Consider the following 15,306-nt stretch of genomic DNA (forward strand, 5'->3'; position numbering starts at 1 on the left):
CTACTACGGGAATGACGGCCGAGCACTACGCGATCCTCGCCGAACGGATCGAGAACGAGTTCATGTGGCGTCGGCGGCGAGGACGTCCGCGCAGACTTTCCCTCGAGGGAGCATTGCGGGTCACTCTTCTCTATTATCGCCAGAATGTGACCGAGCAGTTGATCGCTGATGTGGTCGGTGTCAGTCAGTCGACCGTGTCGCGAACGATCGCGTCGGTTGAGGCGATGCTCAATGTCGTGATAGACGACGAGCAACCGGACGTCGAGGCCGCGCTCCGCGGGACAACGGCCGTCATCGACGGCACGCTCCTGCCGTGCTGGTCCTGGTCGGACGCGCCAGAGCTGTACTCCGGGAAACACATGACCACGGGGCACAACTGCCAGGTCCTCGCCGATCTCTCCGGTCGGTTGATCCACATTTCGGATCCGATCGCGGGCAAGCATCACGATGCCCACGCGTTTCGAGAAACCGGGTTGGCCGACACCGTTAACCTCTCGAACACGCTGGCCGACAAAGGCTATCAAGGCACCGGAATGGTCACACCAATAAAGAAGAGGCCAAGCGAAGAACATCTGCCAAATTACGCCAAACACCACAATCGCTTCGTGAACACCCACCGCTACGTGATCGAGAGAACAATTGCTAGCATCAAGACCTGGCGGATATTCCACACCGACTACCGGCGGCCACTGCGCACCTTCCGAGATGCCTTCAACGCCGTCCGCGGACTCATCTTTTTCACTCGGCAAAAAACCAATTTTGCATAAGCCTCAGTATGTCCGAGAAGAAGAACGACTCGTGGCTTTCGAGCGCACTGCGTGGAGCCGTCGTCCTGTGTGGAATCGCCGTGCTCGTGTCGATCGCCGCCCGGCTCCTGCTCGAGGTGTGGTGGATCGTGATGATCGTCCTCGCGGTCGGGCTCGGCCTGTGGCTGCTCGTGCGCTTCATCCGCAGGAACGACCTGTGACCCAGCCGAGCAGCGAAACGAGCAGGCAGGCGGAAGGTGGGCGGAATGGCCGGCCGTAAGCAGAAGCCGGGCACGTCGGCGTCGAGTCAGGTCCGCGTGCAGCCGATCTGGAATCAGCCGATCGACCGCCGCAAGTTCGCCCGCGCCGTCATCGCGCTCGTCCTCTGGCAGATGGAGCAGGACCCGGCGAAACGGCGCCCAGCCGCCGACGAGAACTCGACCGACAACTCCCGGATGGACGGGGCATCGGATGCGTAGCGCTCCCCCGCTCATTTGGCGCGAGGTGCACTGGCAGCGTCCCTTCCCGATTGATGCGGCGATGGAGTTGCTGCAGCGGATCGCGACCGAGCCTTCGCTCGGCGCGGTCCGCCTCGAAGCCCGCGCCAGTGCCGCCGGGATCCGCTGGCTCATCGGTCTCGAGAAGCCGCAGATTGGCGTCGGCACGTTGATGGTCAAGCAACTGACCGGCGCCCGCCTCACCGCGCCCATCGGTCCCCGCATCGCTGTCCTCAGCGCCGGCCGCATCCGGCTTCGCCACCCCGCGCTCAGCCTCACCACCGAGCGGATCGGCGCAATCACGCGATCGGTGCTGGCGGCTCTCGCTCAGGCCAATCGAGACGGCGACAAGCTCGTGGTGCAGATCGTCCTGGGTGCACGGCGCGGGCCGCACCTTGTTCCGGAAAGGGTCGAGGATCCTCGGAGGGCCTGGTGGCAGCTCCTCTGGGGTAGCGCGCAGGCGCCGACCGAGGTCCGCAGCTCGCTGAAGCAACGCGCCTCTCAGCATGGATTTCGGGTCGAGATGCGCATCGGTGCTGCCGCTGCGACTCTCGAACGGCGGCGGTCCCTCCTCACGTCCCTGTTCGGGGCGCTGCGCGTCGCCGAAGCAGCCGGAACCCGACTGCGTCTCGACGGCCTGTCGCCGGGCTCCTTCAACGCCGCTCGACGACCGGGAAGCTACCGACTTGCCCTGTCGGTTCCGGAACTGTTGCCCCTTCTGGGGTGGCCGCTCGGTGACGGGCCGCTGCCCGGGCTGCCCGCCGAGCACCCACGGCTTCTGCCCGCGCCATTTGGCCTCAAGGACGGTGGACGAACCTTCGCTGCCACCACGGCTCCCGGGGTCGTTCAGTCGGTCGGGATCCCGATCCAGGACGCGGCGTTCCACACGGTCCTGCTTGGTCCGACTGGGTCCGGCAAGTCCACGGCGCTGCTGTCGCTCATCGTCGCCGATATGGTCGCCGGCCGTCCTGTGCTCGTGGTCGACCCGAAGGCGGACCTCGTCCGAGACGTCCTCGAGCGCATTCCCGAGCACCGACGTGGCGACGTCGTCGTGATCGACCCGCTCTCTGACCGGCCCGTCGGGATCAACGTCCTCGCAGGGGCGAATCGGAGCCCCGAGCTGGTCGCTGACTCGCTCATGGCAGCGTTGAAGGGGATTTTCGACAACTGGGGTGTCCGTTCCGAGGACGTCCTTGGCTCCGCCCTGCTCACCCTCGCCCGCACCCCGGGAGCGAACCTACTCTGGCTCCCGACACTGCTCACCGATCCGACGTTCCGCCGCAAGATCACCAGCCGCATCGACGACCCACTGGGTGTGAGTGCCTTCTGGGCCCGGTACGACGCGCTCACTCCGCAGCAGCAAGCCCTCGAGATCGGACCCGCGATGAACAAGCTGCGCAGCTTCCTCATCCGCCCGGGCATGCGGAATGTCCTCGGTCAGTCCGATTCCTACTTCGACCTCTCGGAGTTGTTCACGAAGAAGAAGATCGTGCTGATCTCCCTCAACAAGGGCCTGCTCGGCCCGGAGTTCGCGCGGCTCCTCGGTTCCCTCGTTGTCGGTTCGCTCTGGCCGATCATCCTCGGGCGCAGCGCCCTCCCTCAGGAGAAGCGAACCATCGCGTCGCTCTACATCGACGAAGTCCAGGACTACCTCGCCCTCCCCGCCTCGGGTGATCTCGCCGATGCGCTCGCGCAGAGCCGGTCCCTCGGCGCCGCCTGGCACCTCGCCCACCAGTACCGAGACCAGCTTCCGACCGCCATGCGTTCTGCGATTGACACGAATGCCCGCAGCAAGATCGTCTTCGGCCTCGAGCAGGCAGATGCTGCAGCGCTCGCCAAGACCACCCGCGAGCTGAGCGCCGAAGACTTCCAACTCCTACCGGCCCACCACGTCTACGCGAACCTTCGGCAGCAAGGCCAGCAGACCGGCTGGTTCTCTGCCTTGACCCAGCCGCCACCGCCTGTCGTGTCGGATGCGATCGAGATCCGCCAACAGAGTGCCGCGCGCTATGGACGGCCTGTCAGCGAGATCGACGCAGCGCTCCGCCGCGACCTGCACCTCGACCACCAGACCGAGACCGCCTCGCACGAACCGAGCACCGAGCCAGTCGGACGAAGGAAGCGCCCATGACTCTCGTCTCATCGACCTCTGAGCAGAGACTCCTCGGCAGACTCGTCGCTCCCCTGAACGTGCCTGTACTCGCCCGCAGTTCCGCCCTTGTCGCTCACCTTCTGGCTACGACTCACCCACCGTTCCGGTGGGTACCGGCCCGTCGCCCAGGACGGCACCTATGAGCGGCCGACGAAGACAGACCGGGGCAGAGCCGAGGCCGACCGAACAGGAGCAGGCCGTCCTCCGATTCCTGCTCGAGCAGCGCTACGCCACCAGCAGGCAGCTCGCCCGAGCAGCCCGCGCCAGGTACGGCAGCGACCGTTCCGCGGCGCGCCAGACCAACCGACTCCTCCAGAAGCTTGGAAGCGTCGGCTTGCTGCACGTCCTCCCGCGCACAGTCGGCGGACAAGCACGCGGCTCGAGCGCCGGCATCTGGACCATCACCAACCGTGGCGCCAGGGTCGCCGGTGGCGGAGAAATCGACTCGCAGCAGCGGAAGAAGCGGTACCGACGCGATCAGGACCCGTCTCTGACGTTCCTCGAGCACACCCTCGCCATCTCAGAGCTCCGCGTTCAGCTCGCCGAACTTGAAGACGCCCACGACCTCAAGGTCGAGAGCATCACCCCGGAACCTGCCTGCTGGCGTCCCTACCTCGGCTCGGCCGGCCAGCGGATCTTCCTCAAGCCCGACCTCGCCGTCATCACCAGCACCCCCGACGGGTACGAAGACCACTGGTTCCTCGAGGTCGACCTCGCCACGGAAAACCCCGCACGCATCGTCGCCAAGTGCCGCCAGTACCAGCATTACCGCCGCAGCGGTCTCGAACAGCGACGAACCGGGGTCTTCCCCGCCGTCATCTGGATCACCCCCACCACAAGGCGACGCGACCAACTCGCCCATCGCATCACGAGCGAGGCAGACCTCGACGACCAGCTCTTCACCGTGATCAGCCTCGACGAGTTCCAATCGCTGCTGCGCACCGGCGCCTCCAACTACAACACCAGAAAGGACCACAACCATGAGGCTTATGCAAAATTGGTTTTTTGCCGAGTGAAAAAGATGAGTCCGCGGACGGCGTTGAAGGCATCTCGGAAGGTGCGCAGTGGCCGCCGGTAGTCGGTGTGGAATATCCGCCAGGTCTTGATGCTAGCAATTGTTCTCTCGATCACGTAGCGGTGGGTGTTCACGAAGCGATTGTGGTGTTTGGCGTAATTTGGCAGATGTTCTTCGCTTGGCCTCTTCTTTATTGGTGTGACCATTCCGGTGCCTTGATAGCCTTTGTCGGCCAGCGTGTTCGAGAGGTTAACGGTGTCGGCCAACCCGGTTTCTCGAAACGCGTGGGCATCGTGATGCTTGCCCGCGATCGGATCCGAAATGTGGATCAACCGACCGGAGAGATCGGCGAGGACCTGGCAGTTGTGCCCCGTGGTCATGTGTTTCCCGGAGTACAGCTCTGGCGCGTCCGACCAGGACCAGCACGGCAGGAGCGTGCCGTCGATGACGGCCGTTGTCCCGCGGAGCGCGGCCTCGACGTCCGGTTGCTCGTCGTCTATCACGACATTGAGCATCGCCTCAACCGACGCGATCGTTCGCGACACGGTCGACTGACTGACACCGACCACATCAGCGATCAACTGCTCGGTCACATTCTGGCGATAATAGAGAAGAGTGACCCGCAATGCTCCCTCGAGGGAAAGTCTGCGCGGACGTCCTCGCCGCCGACGCCACATGAACTCGTTCTCGATCCGTTCGGCGAGGATCGCGTAGTGCTCGGCCGTCATTCCCGTAGTAGACTGTGTGCGCACCGGCTGGTTCCTTTGCGAAGAGTTTCTGTTAAAGGCTGCTCTTCAATCAAAGCGGATTAGCCGGTGTTATTCGTGACCGACACGCGCAAATCCATCTCGATCAATCGTATTTTGCATAAGCCTCCATGACTGATCCAGAACGCCCACGAACGCCAGAGAACTCTTCGCCTGAGGATGAGGTGCCCCATTCTTTCTGGACCACCGCGGAATTGGTAGGATTACCGCGATGACCGAAAGGAAGGCCCGGGATGTCCAGTTCCCGTGGGAAGTATTCTCCGGAGTTCCGCGTGGAGGCAGTGCGCGAGGTGATTGATAGGTCGCGATCCGTCGCGGACGTCGCTCGAGAGCTCGGACTGGTTCCGCAGACCCTCACTAATTGGGTGGCTGCGCATCGCCGAAGCAGTGCCGGCGGCGAAGAAGAACTGACCGTTCAGGACAGGGCGCGAATAAAGGAACTCGAACGGCGGGTCCGCGAACTCGAAGAGGAAAACCTGTTTTTGGGAAAAGCATCCGCGTTCTTCGCGAAGAAGTTCCGCTAGCCGCCAAGCTCGAACTCATTCGCCGCGAAGAACGCGACCCCAGCCGCACGCTATCAATCCGCGGACTGTGCCAGGCGGTCGGCGTCAATCGATCTAGCTATTACGAATGGCGCGATCGCAAGACCTCCGCAACCGCTGAATGGCGTATAGGTATCACCGAACTCATCCGAACAGCCTTTCAGGCCTCCGATGGCACCTACGGCTACCGCCGCATCACCGCGCAGCTGGCGCGGTGGGGCCGTCCAGTCGCCCACGAGACCGTCCGCCGGCTCATGCGCGCAGCAGGACTGGAACCCTGCCAGCCCAAGCCCTGGCGGCCGGTGACCACGACCCCAGGCGATCCGACTGACATCCCCGACCTCGTCAAGCGGGACTTCACCACAAACCGACCCGGCTGCAAATGGGTCGGTGATATCACCTATATCCGCACCTGGGAAGGATGGGTCTACCTCGCGACCGTCCTCGACTGCTATTCAAAGAAGGTCGTCGGGTACGCCCTCGCCGACCACATGCGTACCGAACTCGTCAGCGAAGCTCTCGAAATGGCGGCAAGGAACCAGCCGAACCGGGCCGCGAAAACGATCTTCCACAGCGACCGCGGCTCCGTTTACACCTCCGCCGACTTCGGGAAACTCGCGAAGAAGCTCGACATCAGACAATCGATGGGCCGGACGGGAGTCTGCTGGGACAACGCGTGGGCCGAATCATTCAACGGAACACTGAAGAACGAGCGCTGCAATCGCACTCAATATCCGACAAGAGAGAAAGCGATCCGCGACGTGACACGGTACATCGAACTGCGTTACAATCAACAACGACTTCACTCGGGGCTTGGCTATCGGACCCCGAACGAAGCCGAGCAGGCATGGATCACCGAGAACCTCGCCGCGTAGACAACTATTCAACTGGTCCAGGAAACGTTGGGCAGCTCAGGACTCCGCACCGACCGCGCAGGAACTGCGCGAGGACCCGGGCTTCGTTGCCGAGTTCTCGACGCTCGCTGAGGCCATCGACGCGATTGTCGATGCTCTCGGCTGGGACCCCGAGCTCATCCCCGACCACGACCCGGGCAGACCTGACCCGGTGCTCGAGATGCTGTACCGCGACGTGTTCGACGTCCGCGAGTACCCCGACCGCGTCCTCATCTACCGACACCACCACTAACCGCTCCCGCGCGCTGACCAACCCCGGAAGCAGAAAGGAGGATCTCCATGACCTCACCAGAACACGAAACACCCCACGAGCAACAACGACCGAAACACCGCCGCTCAGAAGCAGAGGAAGAGATCGCCCACCTCTTCCGCAACCGACCCGACTGGGAAAACGACCCCTACATTGCCCGCGCCGCCCGCAACCACCCGGGACCATTCGCCGCTTTCCTACTCCTACCTCACACCGACGTTCAATCTCCGACCCTGGCCACCGAGTTCGCTGACATCTTCTACGCCGAGTACGACAGCCTCGACGAAGCCATCGATGACTACATCGACCTGCTCGGCTGGAACGACGGCCTGGAAGTACTGCAGAAGGAGGCTTATGCAAAATACGATTGATCGAGATGGATTTGCGCGTGTCGGTCACGAATAACACCGGCTAATCCGCTTTGATTGAAGAGCAGCCTCTAACAGAAACTCTTCGCAAAGGAACCAGCCGGTGCGCACACAGTCTACTACGGGAATGACGGCCGAGCACTACGCGATCCTCGCCGAACGGATCGAGAACGAGTTCATGTGGCGTCGGCGGCGAGGACGTCCGCGCAGACTTTCCCTCGAGGGAGCATTGCGGGTCACTCTTCTCTATTATCGCCAGAATGTGACCGAGCAGTTGATCGCTGATGTGGTCGGTGTCAGTCAGTCGACCGTGTCGCGAACGATCGCGTCGGTTGAGGCGATGCTCAATGTCGTGATAGACGACGAGCAACCGGACGTCGAGGCCGCGCTCCGCGGGACAACGGCCGTCATCGACGGCACGCTCCTGCCGTGCTGGTCCTGGTCGGACGCGCCAGAGCTGTACTCCGGGAAACACATGACCACGGGGCACAACTGCCAGGTCCTCGCCGATCTCTCCGGTCGGTTGATCCACATTTCGGATCCGATCGCGGGCAAGCATCACGATGCCCACGCGTTTCGAGAAACCGGGTTGGCCGACACCGTTAACCTCTCGAACACGCTGGCCGACAAAGGCTATCAAGGCACCGGAATGGTCACACCAATAAAGAAGAGGCCAAGCGAAGAACATCTGCCAAATTACGCCAAACACCACAATCGCTTCGTGAACACCCACCGCTACGTGATCGAGAGAACAATTGCTAGCATCAAGACCTGGCGGATATTCCACACCGACTACCGGCGGCCACTGCGCACCTTCCGAGATGCCTTCAACGCCGTCCGCGGACTCATCTTTTTCACTCGGCAAAAAACCAATTTTGCATAAGCCTCAAGGAATACGGCGTCTCCCCCGACGAGGTGCAATGGAACCGCGCGGCCATCGAATACCGCTTCCGTGACTTCGTCGACATCGTCTACTACCGAGACAAGGTTTACACCTTCCACAGCTAGCAGCATTCCCCATATCAATCATTCACCGGGTGGGCAGAAAAGAGAACGAAGCATGACAAAACCAGAACAACCGCACCACCCGGAAGACCACGAGCTGCGACCTCGGGAGGGTGTGGACACCCACGACCGGGCGAAGGCAATGACCGCCTTCCTGCAGGTCTTTCGCGCTGATGCCGACCCCCGCACCTTCGACGCAGAGTTCGAGGACAGCTTCTTCGGCGAGTACCCAAGCCTCCGGGCCGCCCTTGACGAGCACATCAATGGACTGGGCTGGCGCGCCGCCCTGACCCAGCTCCGCCAGGAGCAGGGCATCGCCGACCACGACCTGCGCTGGAACTACGAATCGCTCGAGATCCAGTTCCGCGAGATCTTCGACATCGTCCACCACGCTGACCGGGTCTACGTCTTCCACAAATGAGAGACGATTTCACGCCAGCGACAGGACAGGACACCGACGCATCCGTAGCAATTTCCGCAACACCCGCCGACCGGGGGTGGGGACTTGGCGATTCGGAAGCTCATCGGGCAGCGGAGCAGAAAAGACTCGACTCTGCGCGCGTTCAGAGCGTTAATCAGAGCGCTATGACACTCTCACCGCTTCTCGCCAGCCCTACCCTGAGCCCTCAGCCGGTCGCCCCCGACCCACTCTCTGTGATCGGCGAGATGCTGACGCCGAAGGTCGCGGTCCTATACCTGCGCGTTTCGACTGCGCGGCAGGCGCAACGCGGTGACGAAAAGGAAGGCTTCTCGATCCCCGCGCAGCGCGAAGCGAACCGAAAAAAGGCCCAGTCAATGGGCGCCATGGTCGCGAAGGAATTCGTCGACCGCGGAGAGTCCGCGAAGACAGCGAATCGTCCAGCGCTACAGGAGATGCTCGAGTACATCCGCGAGCACTCCGTGGACTACGTCGTCGTGCACAAGGTCGACCGCCTCGCCCGCAACCGGGAGGACGACGTCGAGATCATGAAGCAACTGACCGCCGCGAACGTCGCGCTGATCTCGGCTACGGAAAGCATCGACCAATCGCCGTCTGGTGCACTTCTTCACGGCATCATGTCCTCGATCGCCGAGTTCTACTCGCGCAACCTCGCGCACGAGGTCACCAAGGGCATGACGCAGAAGGTGCAGAAGGGCGGGACCCCAGGCCGGGCTCCGCTCGGGTACCTGAACGTCCGCGAATTCGACAGCGACGGACGCGAGAGCCGAACCGTTCGCCCAGACGCTGACCGCGCTCCGCTCATCACCTGGGCCTTCCATCGCTACACCGAGCCGAGCGTCAGTCTGTCGCAGCTCGCGCTCGAACTCGCTCAGCGTGGACTCACCACTCGACGAACTCCGCAGGTACCGTCGCGAGCGCTCACCGACACGGACCTCCACAAGATCCTGACCAACTCGTACTACCTCGGCCTGGTCTCGTTCTCGGGCGCGACCTACGCCGGCAAGCACGAGCCCCTGATCGATCAGGAGACGTGGGACAAGGTGCAGGACGCGCTACAAGCCCGTCGCTCCGGCGAGCGCAGGCGGCGCCACGACCACTACCTCAAGAGCACGGTGTACTGCGGGAACTGCCACAACCGGCTGATCGTGCAGATGACGCGGTCGAAGTCGGGCGAGATCTACCCGTACTTCTACTGTTCCGCGCGTCAGGCAAAACGCAACGTCTGCACGCAGAAGGCGGTGCTCATACACGTGGTGGAGGACAAGATCGTTGAGGAGTACCAAAAGCGTCTCCGACTCGACCAGATCGCCCGAGACGACCTCAAGCGGCTGTTCCACGACGAGTTCGTTGCCACCCGCGGCGACGCCGAACGGCAGCGCGCGCAGATCACGACCGACCTGGAGCGACTCGAACGCGAGCAGCTCCGACTTCTTCAGGCCCACTACGCAGACGCGATCCCGCTCGAGTTGTTCAAGAAGGAGCAGGACCGCATCCGCTCCGAGCGCACGACCGCCGAGCGCGACGAAGCTCGCCTCACCCAAGACATCGCCGACGTCGAGCACGCCGTCCAGATCGCTCTCGACGTGACAATGGAGTGCGCCCGCCTGTACGGCAGTGCACCCGATCACATCAAGCGGCTCTTCAACCAGGTCTTCTTCGAGCGGGTCCTCGTCCACACGGACGAGACCATCACGGTCGAACTGAATGAGCCGTTCGCGACGATCACCTCGCGGGCGGTCCAGGCGAGCGCGCACGAAAAAAGCACCACTCACAGGAGTGGTGCTCGGACCCTTACCAGTTCCCTGGAGGTCGAGATCGGCGCCGAAACGGCGTTTTTCTCTGGCAAGGGTTTTAGTAACGACACTGCGGTGCCCCTGGAGGGACTCGAACCCCCAACCTGCTCCTTAGGACGGAGTCGCTCTTCCATTGAGCTACAGAGGCTGGCCGAGCCAGTGTACCCGCCGCGCCCCGCCGCCCGCCGCCGCTCGCGAAGCGCGCCCGCGTCCCTGCAACCTCAGCCCTCGATCTCGGCCCCTCTTGACAGCGGGCCCGCTCGGCTTGCATGGTTAGTCACATAACCAACCAACCACCGAAGCCCGCCCCGGAAGGATCCCGCGTGGACGACTCCCGCCCGCTCTTCCTGCAGATCGCCGAGCAGATCGAGAACGACATCATCGCCGGCGCGCTGCCGGAGGAGTCGCAGGTCCCGTCGACGAACGAGTTCGCAGCGTTCCACCGCATCAACCCGGCCACGGCCGGCAAGGGCGTGAACCTGCTCGTCGATGACGGGGTGCTCTACAAGAGAAGAGGGATCGGGATGTTCGTCGCCGAGGGGGCGCTCGGCCGACTGGTGGAGAAGCGCCGCACACAGTTCCGCGACCAGTTCGTCGCTCCGCTGCTCGCCGAGGCCGCCAAGCTCGGCCTCAGCACCGAACAGATCGCCGACATGATCAGAGAAGGAGGATCGCGATGAGCGCGGTCATCGAGGTTCACGACCTCAGCAAGCACTACGGCCGGATGCGCGCCGTCGACGGCATCGGCTTCGAGCTGGAGGAGAACCGGATCCACGGCCTCCTCGGCCGCAACGGCGCGGGCAAGACGACGCTGATGTCGCTGCTCACCGGGCAGGAGTTCCCTAGCGGAGGCGAGATCCGGATCTTCGGGCAGAAGCCGCTCGAGAACGCATCCGTCCTCTCCCGCACCTGCTTCATCAAAGAGAGCCAGAAGTACCCCGACGACTTCACGGTGAAGCACGTCCTGCGCAGCGCCCCGTGGTTCTTCGACGGCTGGGACGAGGCGTTCGCCCGGGAGCTGGTCGAGGACTTCCGCCTGCCCATCGACCGCAAGACCAAGAAACTCTCCCGCGGGCAGCTCTCGGCGATCGGAGTCATCGTCGGGCTCGCCTCGCGCGCTCCGCTCACATTCTTCGACGAGCCGTATCTGGGTCTGGATGCCGTCGCCCGGCAGATCTTCTACGACCGCCTCCTGCAAGATTTCGCCGAGCACCCCCGCACGGTCGTCCTCTCCACCCACCTGATCGACGAGGTCAGCAACCTGCTCGAGCACGTCCTCGTCGTCGATCAGGGCCGCCTCGTCGTCGACAGTGACGCGGAGGAGCTGCGGGGCGCCGCTGCGACGGTCACCGGACCTCGGCAGGCGGTCGAGTCGTTCACCGCGAACCGCGAGGTCATCGGCCGCTCCACCCTGGGCAGCCGCGCCTCCGCCACGCTCCCCCGCCTCGACGCCCTCGGACGCGACCAGGCCCGCCGACACGGGCTCGACCTCGAACCCGTGCCGCTTCAGCAGCTCGTCGTCCAGCTCACCACCGGGAAGGACTCGGAATGACCGCCCTCACCGCCGCCCCCTCGCGGCACAGGACCGCCGCCGGACGCCTCGGCAGTATCGTCCGCCTCCACTTTGCGAACCCGGCCACGATCCTCTACACGCCGCTTGCGATTCTGATAGTGATCTTCCTTAGAGCGTTATTCATAAGGTTGTTTACCAGCCGAGTCGGTAGAGTTCGAGTTTTGTGATGGTGCGGATGATGGCGGGGAGTTCGCTGAGGCGTCCGCGGTAGCCGATAGCCGATAGCCGGTAGCCGGTAGCCGGTAGCCGGTAGCGATGATTTTCCAGTTCTTGAAGTGGGCGATGCACCTCTCGACTGCGGATCGGGTTCTGGAGATTTCCCGGTTCGATTTCTTGGTGTTGTCGTCGAGGGTGGTGCCGTGGGGTCGTTTGCGGGGAGTGGTCGCGGTGGTGCCGATGTAGCCCGGGTCGGCGATCCAGTCCGTGTCATCGAGGATCGGCTCCCAGCCGCAGAGCGCGAGAGCGACACGATCATGACGGGCGCCGGCGACAGGGTCTGACGCGGCGAGGAGGCCGCCGTCCAGATCTGCGGCGATCTGCACATTGAGGCCTTGTCGGTGCCGCTTCCCGGAGTAAGTCGACCGACCCGTTTTCGCGCGGTTCCCGGTGGGAACGTCTGTCCCATCGACCAGGACGACACGGCCTCGGACAGCTTCTTCCAGGGAAATCCCTGAGAAGCAACAGGCTTGCTCGATCAGCGGAACGATGCGCCGGTAGATCCGCGAGACGGTGGCTTGGGAGACGCCGTGCAGGTCCGCGACGGCGGCTTGGTTCAGGTTCTGTCGCAACAGCAGCAACGTCAGAATGACCTGCTCCCGCAGGTTGAGAAGCGCGGGGCGGCCAGGCAACGATGGACGCCCGGACAGGACCTGGAATATCCGAGCCACCAACTCCGTCACCTGCCCAGAGGTCAAACCTGTAGTAGAGTCATAGCGCATCGACTTCTCGCTTCAAGAATGGTGTGTAGGAACTTCCATTCTCTTCTGCGAGAAGTCGATGTCTTCACTGCGACACGCGTGAAACAGGCCTTATGAATAACGCTCTCAGGTGCGGGTATTGGTGATATCACCGACCCATTTGCAGCCGGGTTGGTTTGCGGTGAAGTCCCGCTTGACGAGGTCAGGGATGTCAGTCGGATCGCCTGGGGTCGTGGTCACCGGCCGCCAGGGCTTGGGCTGGCAGGGTTCCAGTCCTGCTGCGCGCATGAGCCGGCGGACGGTCTCGTGGGCGACTGGACGGTCCCATCGCGCCAGCTGCGCGGTGATGCGGCGGTAGCCGTAGGTGCCATCGGATGCCTGAAAGGCTGTTCGGATGAGTTCGGTGATACCCACTACGCCATTCAGCGGTTGCGGAGGTCTTGCGATCGCACCATTCGTCATAGCTAGATCGATTGACGCCGACCGTCTGGCACAGTCCGCGGATCGATAGCGTGCGGCTGGGGTCGCGTTCTTCGCGGCGAATGAGTTCGAGCTTGTCGGCTAGCGGAACTTCTTCGCGAAGAACGCGGATGCTTTTCCCAGAAACAGGTTTTCCTCTTCGAGTTCGCGGACCCGCCGTTCGAGTTCCTTTATTCGCGCCCTGTCCTGAACGGTCAGTTCTTCTTCGCCGCCAGCACGGGTTCGGCGATGCGCCGCCACCCAATTAGTGAGGGTCTGCGGAACCAGTCCGAGCTCTCGAGCGACGTCCGCGACGGATCGCGACCTATCAATCACCTCGCGCACTGCCTCCGCACGGAACTCCCGAGAATACTTCCCACGGGAACTGGACAACCCGGGCCTTCCTTTCGGTCATCGCGGTAATCCTACCAATTCCGCGGTGGTCCAGAAAGAATGGGGCACCTCACCTTCGACGAGGCGTCCCTGGGCTCGACGTTCGGCGGCGGGGCGTCCTCGGTCGCGGGCTCGGTCGCGGGCGCGTTTGTCTTCGATGTCGCAGATCGCGAGCCAGAGCAGCTTGATCACGGCCGCGTCATTCGGGAAGTGTCCGCGGTTCTTCGTGACTTTGCGGAGCTGGAAGTTCAACGACTCGATCGCGTTAGTCGTAGAGATCACCCGGCGCACCTCGGGCGGGAACGCGAGGAACGGCGTGAACCGCTCCCACGCGCTCTCGAACACCGCTGCCGCGTGCGGGTTCGCGCGCGCCAGCTCTGACGTCGTGAACGCCTCCAGCGCGGTCCTGGCGGCGTCCGCGGTCGGCGCTTGATAGACCGGCTTCAATGCGGCTGCGACGGCCTTGCGCTGCCCGTAAGCGACGAACCGCACGGCATTGCGGATCAGGTGCACGACGCAGGTCTGGACCATCGAGTCCGGCCAGGTCGCCTCGATCGCTTCCGGGAACCCCGTCAGCCCGTCGCAGCAGACGATGAGCACGTCACGGACGCCGCGGTGCGCGAGTTCCGCGCAGACCGACGCCCAGAACTTCGCGCCCTCGGCCTGCTGGACCCAGATCCCGAGAACATGCTTGATGCCGTCCATGTCAACGCCGACCGCGAGGTGCGCGGCCTTGTTGCGCACGTGCCCGCCGTCGCGGACCTTCACGATCAGAGCGTCGAGGTAGATCACCGGATAGAACGCCTCCAACGGCCGCGACTGCCAGGCGAGGACCTCGTCGGAGATCTCATCGACGATCTTCGAGATCGTCTCGCGCGAGAGCTCCGTGCCCACCGTCGCGGCGAGGTGATGCTCGATATCGCGGACAGTCATCCCACCGGCATACAGCGACACGATCATCTCGTCCAACTGCGACAACCGCCGGCTGCCCGTCGGGACCAGCCGAGGCGTGAACGTTCCCTTGCGATCCCGCGGGATCCGCAGCTCAACGTCGCCGACGTTCGTGGCGACGGTCTTCGGGAACGACCCGTTCCGGGAGTTCTCGTGAAACGCCGCGTCCGGGTCGCCCTTCTCGTATCCGACGTGCTCGGTCAGCTCCGTCTGCAACCCCCGCTCGAGCCCGGACTTGATCAGCTGCTGGATCAGCCCTCCAGCGCCCTCCAACTCGATCTCGCCCGCGTCGATCTTCGCGAACAGGTCATCCATCACGCCCGACTCGACCAAACGCGCAGCGCCCGCCTCCTGGGTCCTGCGCCGCGCTTCACGTGACACCCTATCGATAGCCAACAGAGTCATTCCTTCCATCAGGAGGCCCACTCCTTACACACACCATCAGACACGCTCACTCATCGATGACCACTCTCGCGTCGCTGTCGCCTCCCACGTCGCGTCCGGTGAAACCACGGAAGGCGC

17 protein-coding genes, 1 tRNA gene and 1 pseudogene are annotated in these 15,306 nt (G+C 63.4%); 13 read left to right on the top strand and 6 right to left on the bottom strand.

The window, feature by feature from the left end:
* Positions 1-11 precede the first annotated feature (11 nt).
* The 5 genes from A6122_RS10830 (at position 12) to A6122_RS10850 (ending at position 4,473) form a co-directional block, all read left to right on the top strand.
* Positions 12-767 carry a transposase family protein gene (locus tag A6122_RS10830; RefSeq protein ID WP_084415693.1) on the top strand — a complete coding sequence of 252 codons (756 nt, stop codon included), beginning with the start codon at positions 12-14 and terminating at the stop codon, positions 765-767.
* An 8-nt stretch (positions 768-775) separates the two neighbouring features.
* Positions 776-967: a hypothetical protein gene (locus A6122_RS10835; protein WP_068254762.1), complete on the top strand. Its 192-nt coding sequence runs from the start codon at positions 776-778 to the stop codon at positions 965-967.
* A gap of 45 nt (positions 968-1,012) precedes the next feature.
* Complete coding sequence (locus A6122_RS10840; protein WP_068254765.1) at positions 1,013-1,225, top strand: hypothetical protein; 213 nt, start codon at positions 1,013-1,015, stop codon at positions 1,223-1,225.
* Positions 1,218-3,374: a type IV secretory system conjugative DNA transfer family protein gene (locus tag A6122_RS10845; protein ID WP_068254768.1), complete on the top strand. Its 2,157-nt coding sequence runs from the start codon at positions 1,218-1,220 to the stop codon at positions 3,372-3,374. The genes A6122_RS10840 and A6122_RS10845 overlap by 8 nt, the downstream gene beginning before the upstream one ends.
* A gap of 160 nt (positions 3,375-3,534) precedes the next feature.
* Positions 3,535-4,473 (top strand): replication-relaxation family protein, encoded by a 939-nt coding sequence (locus tag A6122_RS10850; RefSeq protein ID WP_068254771.1) that lies wholly within the window; start codon positions 3,535-3,537, stop codon positions 4,471-4,473.
* Here A6122_RS10850 and A6122_RS15915 read toward each other — a convergent pair.
* Complete coding sequence (locus A6122_RS15915) at positions 4,383-5,138, bottom strand: transposase family protein (RefSeq protein WP_084415693.1); 756 nt, start codon at positions 5,136-5,138, stop codon at positions 4,383-4,385. The two genes, A6122_RS10850 and A6122_RS15915, sit on opposite strands and share 91 nt — an antisense overlap.
* A gap of 272 nt (positions 5,139-5,410) precedes the next feature.
* Here A6122_RS15915 and A6122_RS10860 point away from each other — a divergent pair.
* From A6122_RS10860 to A6122_RS17730, 6 genes and pseudogenes are all read left to right on the top strand, one after another.
* Positions 5,411-6,594, top strand: a protein-coding gene (locus tag A6122_RS10860; protein ID WP_157593810.1) for an IS3 family transposase whose coding sequence is annotated in 2 segments (ribosomal slippage) — positions 5,411-5,663 and positions 5,663-6,594 — 1,185 coding nt in all. Because the reading frame shifts where the segments join, the coding sequence is not laid out codon by codon here.
* Positions 6,533-6,865 carry a hypothetical protein gene (locus A6122_RS16615; RefSeq protein ID WP_146085131.1) on the top strand — a complete coding sequence of 111 codons (333 nt, stop codon included), beginning with the start codon at positions 6,533-6,535 and terminating at the stop codon, positions 6,863-6,865. Before A6122_RS10860 ends, A6122_RS16615 begins: the two co-directional genes overlap by 62 nt.
* A gap of 47 nt (positions 6,866-6,912) precedes the next feature.
* Positions 6,913-7,254: a hypothetical protein gene (locus tag A6122_RS10865; protein WP_068254777.1), complete on the top strand. Its 342-nt coding sequence runs from the start codon at positions 6,913-6,915 to the stop codon at positions 7,252-7,254.
* Positions 7,255-7,378: 124 nt separating this feature from the next.
* The gene (locus A6122_RS10870) at positions 7,379-8,134 is read left to right on the top strand and encodes a transposase family protein (protein WP_084415693.1); all 756 of its coding nucleotides are present in this window, start codon (positions 7,379-7,381) and stop codon (positions 8,132-8,134) included.
* Positions 8,135-8,311: 177 nt separating this feature from the next.
* Positions 8,312-8,677, top strand: a complete 366-nt coding sequence (locus A6122_RS10875) for a hypothetical protein (protein WP_146085070.1) — start codon at positions 8,312-8,314, stop codon at positions 8,675-8,677.
* A gap of 245 nt (positions 8,678-8,922) precedes the next feature.
* Positions 8,923-9,918, top strand: a pseudogene (locus A6122_RS17730) (recombinase family protein); the annotation flags it as partial.
* A gap of 649 nt (positions 9,919-10,567) precedes the next feature.
* On the opposite strand, the gene A6122_RS10890 reads toward A6122_RS17730, so the two are convergent.
* Positions 10,568-10,639 (bottom strand) — tRNA-Arg (locus tag A6122_RS10890).
* Between the two features lie 175 nt (positions 10,640-10,814).
* Here A6122_RS10890 and A6122_RS10895 point away from each other — a divergent pair.
* Together A6122_RS10895 and A6122_RS10900 are read left to right on the top strand one after the other, a co-directional pair.
* Positions 10,815-11,171 carry a GntR family transcriptional regulator gene (locus tag A6122_RS10895; protein WP_237358173.1) on the top strand — a complete coding sequence of 119 codons (357 nt, stop codon included), beginning with the start codon at positions 10,815-10,817 and terminating at the stop codon, positions 11,169-11,171.
* The gene (locus A6122_RS10900; RefSeq protein WP_068254790.1) at positions 11,168-12,043 is read left to right on the top strand and encodes an ABC transporter ATP-binding protein; all 876 of its coding nucleotides are present in this window, start codon (positions 11,168-11,170) and stop codon (positions 12,041-12,043) included. The genes A6122_RS10895 and A6122_RS10900 overlap by 4 nt, the downstream gene beginning before the upstream one ends.
* A 137-nt stretch (positions 12,044-12,180) precedes the next feature.
* On the opposite strand, the gene A6122_RS15925 is transcribed toward A6122_RS10900, so the two are convergent.
* The 4 genes from A6122_RS15925 to A6122_RS10910 all read right to left on the bottom strand — a co-directional run bounded on the left by A6122_RS15925 (position 12,181) and on the right by A6122_RS10910 (position 15,099).
* Positions 12,181-13,002 (bottom strand): transposase family protein, encoded by an 822-nt coding sequence (locus A6122_RS15925; RefSeq protein WP_208855022.1) that lies wholly within the window; start codon positions 13,000-13,002, stop codon positions 12,181-12,183.
* 105 nt (positions 13,003-13,107) lie between these two features.
* Entirely contained in the window at positions 13,108-13,395 is a 288-nt protein-coding gene (locus tag A6122_RS15930; RefSeq protein ID WP_167542376.1) for an IS3 family transposase, read from the bottom strand.
* 147 nt (positions 13,396-13,542) lie between these two features.
* On the bottom strand, positions 13,543-13,833 hold the full coding sequence (locus tag A6122_RS15935; RefSeq protein WP_084415991.1) for a transposase: 291 nt from the start codon (positions 13,831-13,833) through the stop codon (positions 13,543-13,545).
* Between the two features lie 18 nt (positions 13,834-13,851).
* Positions 13,852-15,099, bottom strand: coding sequence for an IS256 family transposase (locus A6122_RS10910; RefSeq protein ID WP_418320010.1), 1,248 nt, complete (start codon positions 15,097-15,099; stop codon positions 13,852-13,854).
* Positions 15,100-15,306 lie beyond the last annotated feature (207 nt).

It is taken from the genome of Rathayibacter tritici (assembly GCF_001641005.1).
Taxonomy (GTDB): domain Bacteria; phylum Actinomycetota; class Actinomycetes; order Actinomycetales; family Microbacteriaceae; genus Rathayibacter; species Rathayibacter tritici.

What these genes read in the sequence shown, in the direction of transcription:
- A6122_RS10900 (WP_068254790.1), top strand. Translation starts at nt 11,168, where the DNA reads ATGAGCGCGGTCATCGAGGTTCACGACCTCAGCAAGCACTACGGCCGG.
- A6122_RS10910 (WP_418320010.1), bottom strand. Translation starts at nt 15,099, where the DNA reads ATGGATGACCTGTTCGCGAAGATCGACGCGGGCGAGATCGAGTTGGAG.
- A6122_RS15915 (WP_084415693.1), bottom strand. Translation starts at nt 5,138, where the DNA reads ATGACGGCCGAGCACTACGCGATCCTCGCCGAACGGATCGAGAACGAG.
- A6122_RS15925 (WP_208855022.1), bottom strand. Translation starts at nt 13,002, where the DNA reads ATGCGCTATGACTCTACTACAGGTTTGACCTCTGGGCAGGTGACGGAG.
- A6122_RS10830 (WP_084415693.1), top strand. Translation starts at nt 12, where the DNA reads ATGACGGCCGAGCACTACGCGATCCTCGCCGAACGGATCGAGAACGAG.
- A6122_RS10845 (WP_068254768.1), top strand. Translation starts at nt 1,218, where the DNA reads ATGCGTAGCGCTCCCCCGCTCATTTGGCGCGAGGTGCACTGGCAGCGT.
- A6122_RS10865 (WP_068254777.1), top strand. Translation starts at nt 6,913, where the DNA reads ATGACCTCACCAGAACACGAAACACCCCACGAGCAACAACGACCGAAA.
- A6122_RS10850 (WP_068254771.1), top strand. Translation starts at nt 3,535, where the DNA reads ATGAGCGGCCGACGAAGACAGACCGGGGCAGAGCCGAGGCCGACCGAA.
- A6122_RS10875 (WP_146085070.1), top strand. Translation starts at nt 8,312, where the DNA reads ATGACAAAACCAGAACAACCGCACCACCCGGAAGACCACGAGCTGCGA.
- A6122_RS10870 (WP_084415693.1), top strand. Translation starts at nt 7,379, where the DNA reads ATGACGGCCGAGCACTACGCGATCCTCGCCGAACGGATCGAGAACGAG.
- A6122_RS10840 (WP_068254765.1), top strand. Translation starts at nt 1,013, where the DNA reads ATGGCCGGCCGTAAGCAGAAGCCGGGCACGTCGGCGTCGAGTCAGGTC.
- A6122_RS10835 (WP_068254762.1), top strand. Translation starts at nt 776, where the DNA reads ATGTCCGAGAAGAAGAACGACTCGTGGCTTTCGAGCGCACTGCGTGGA.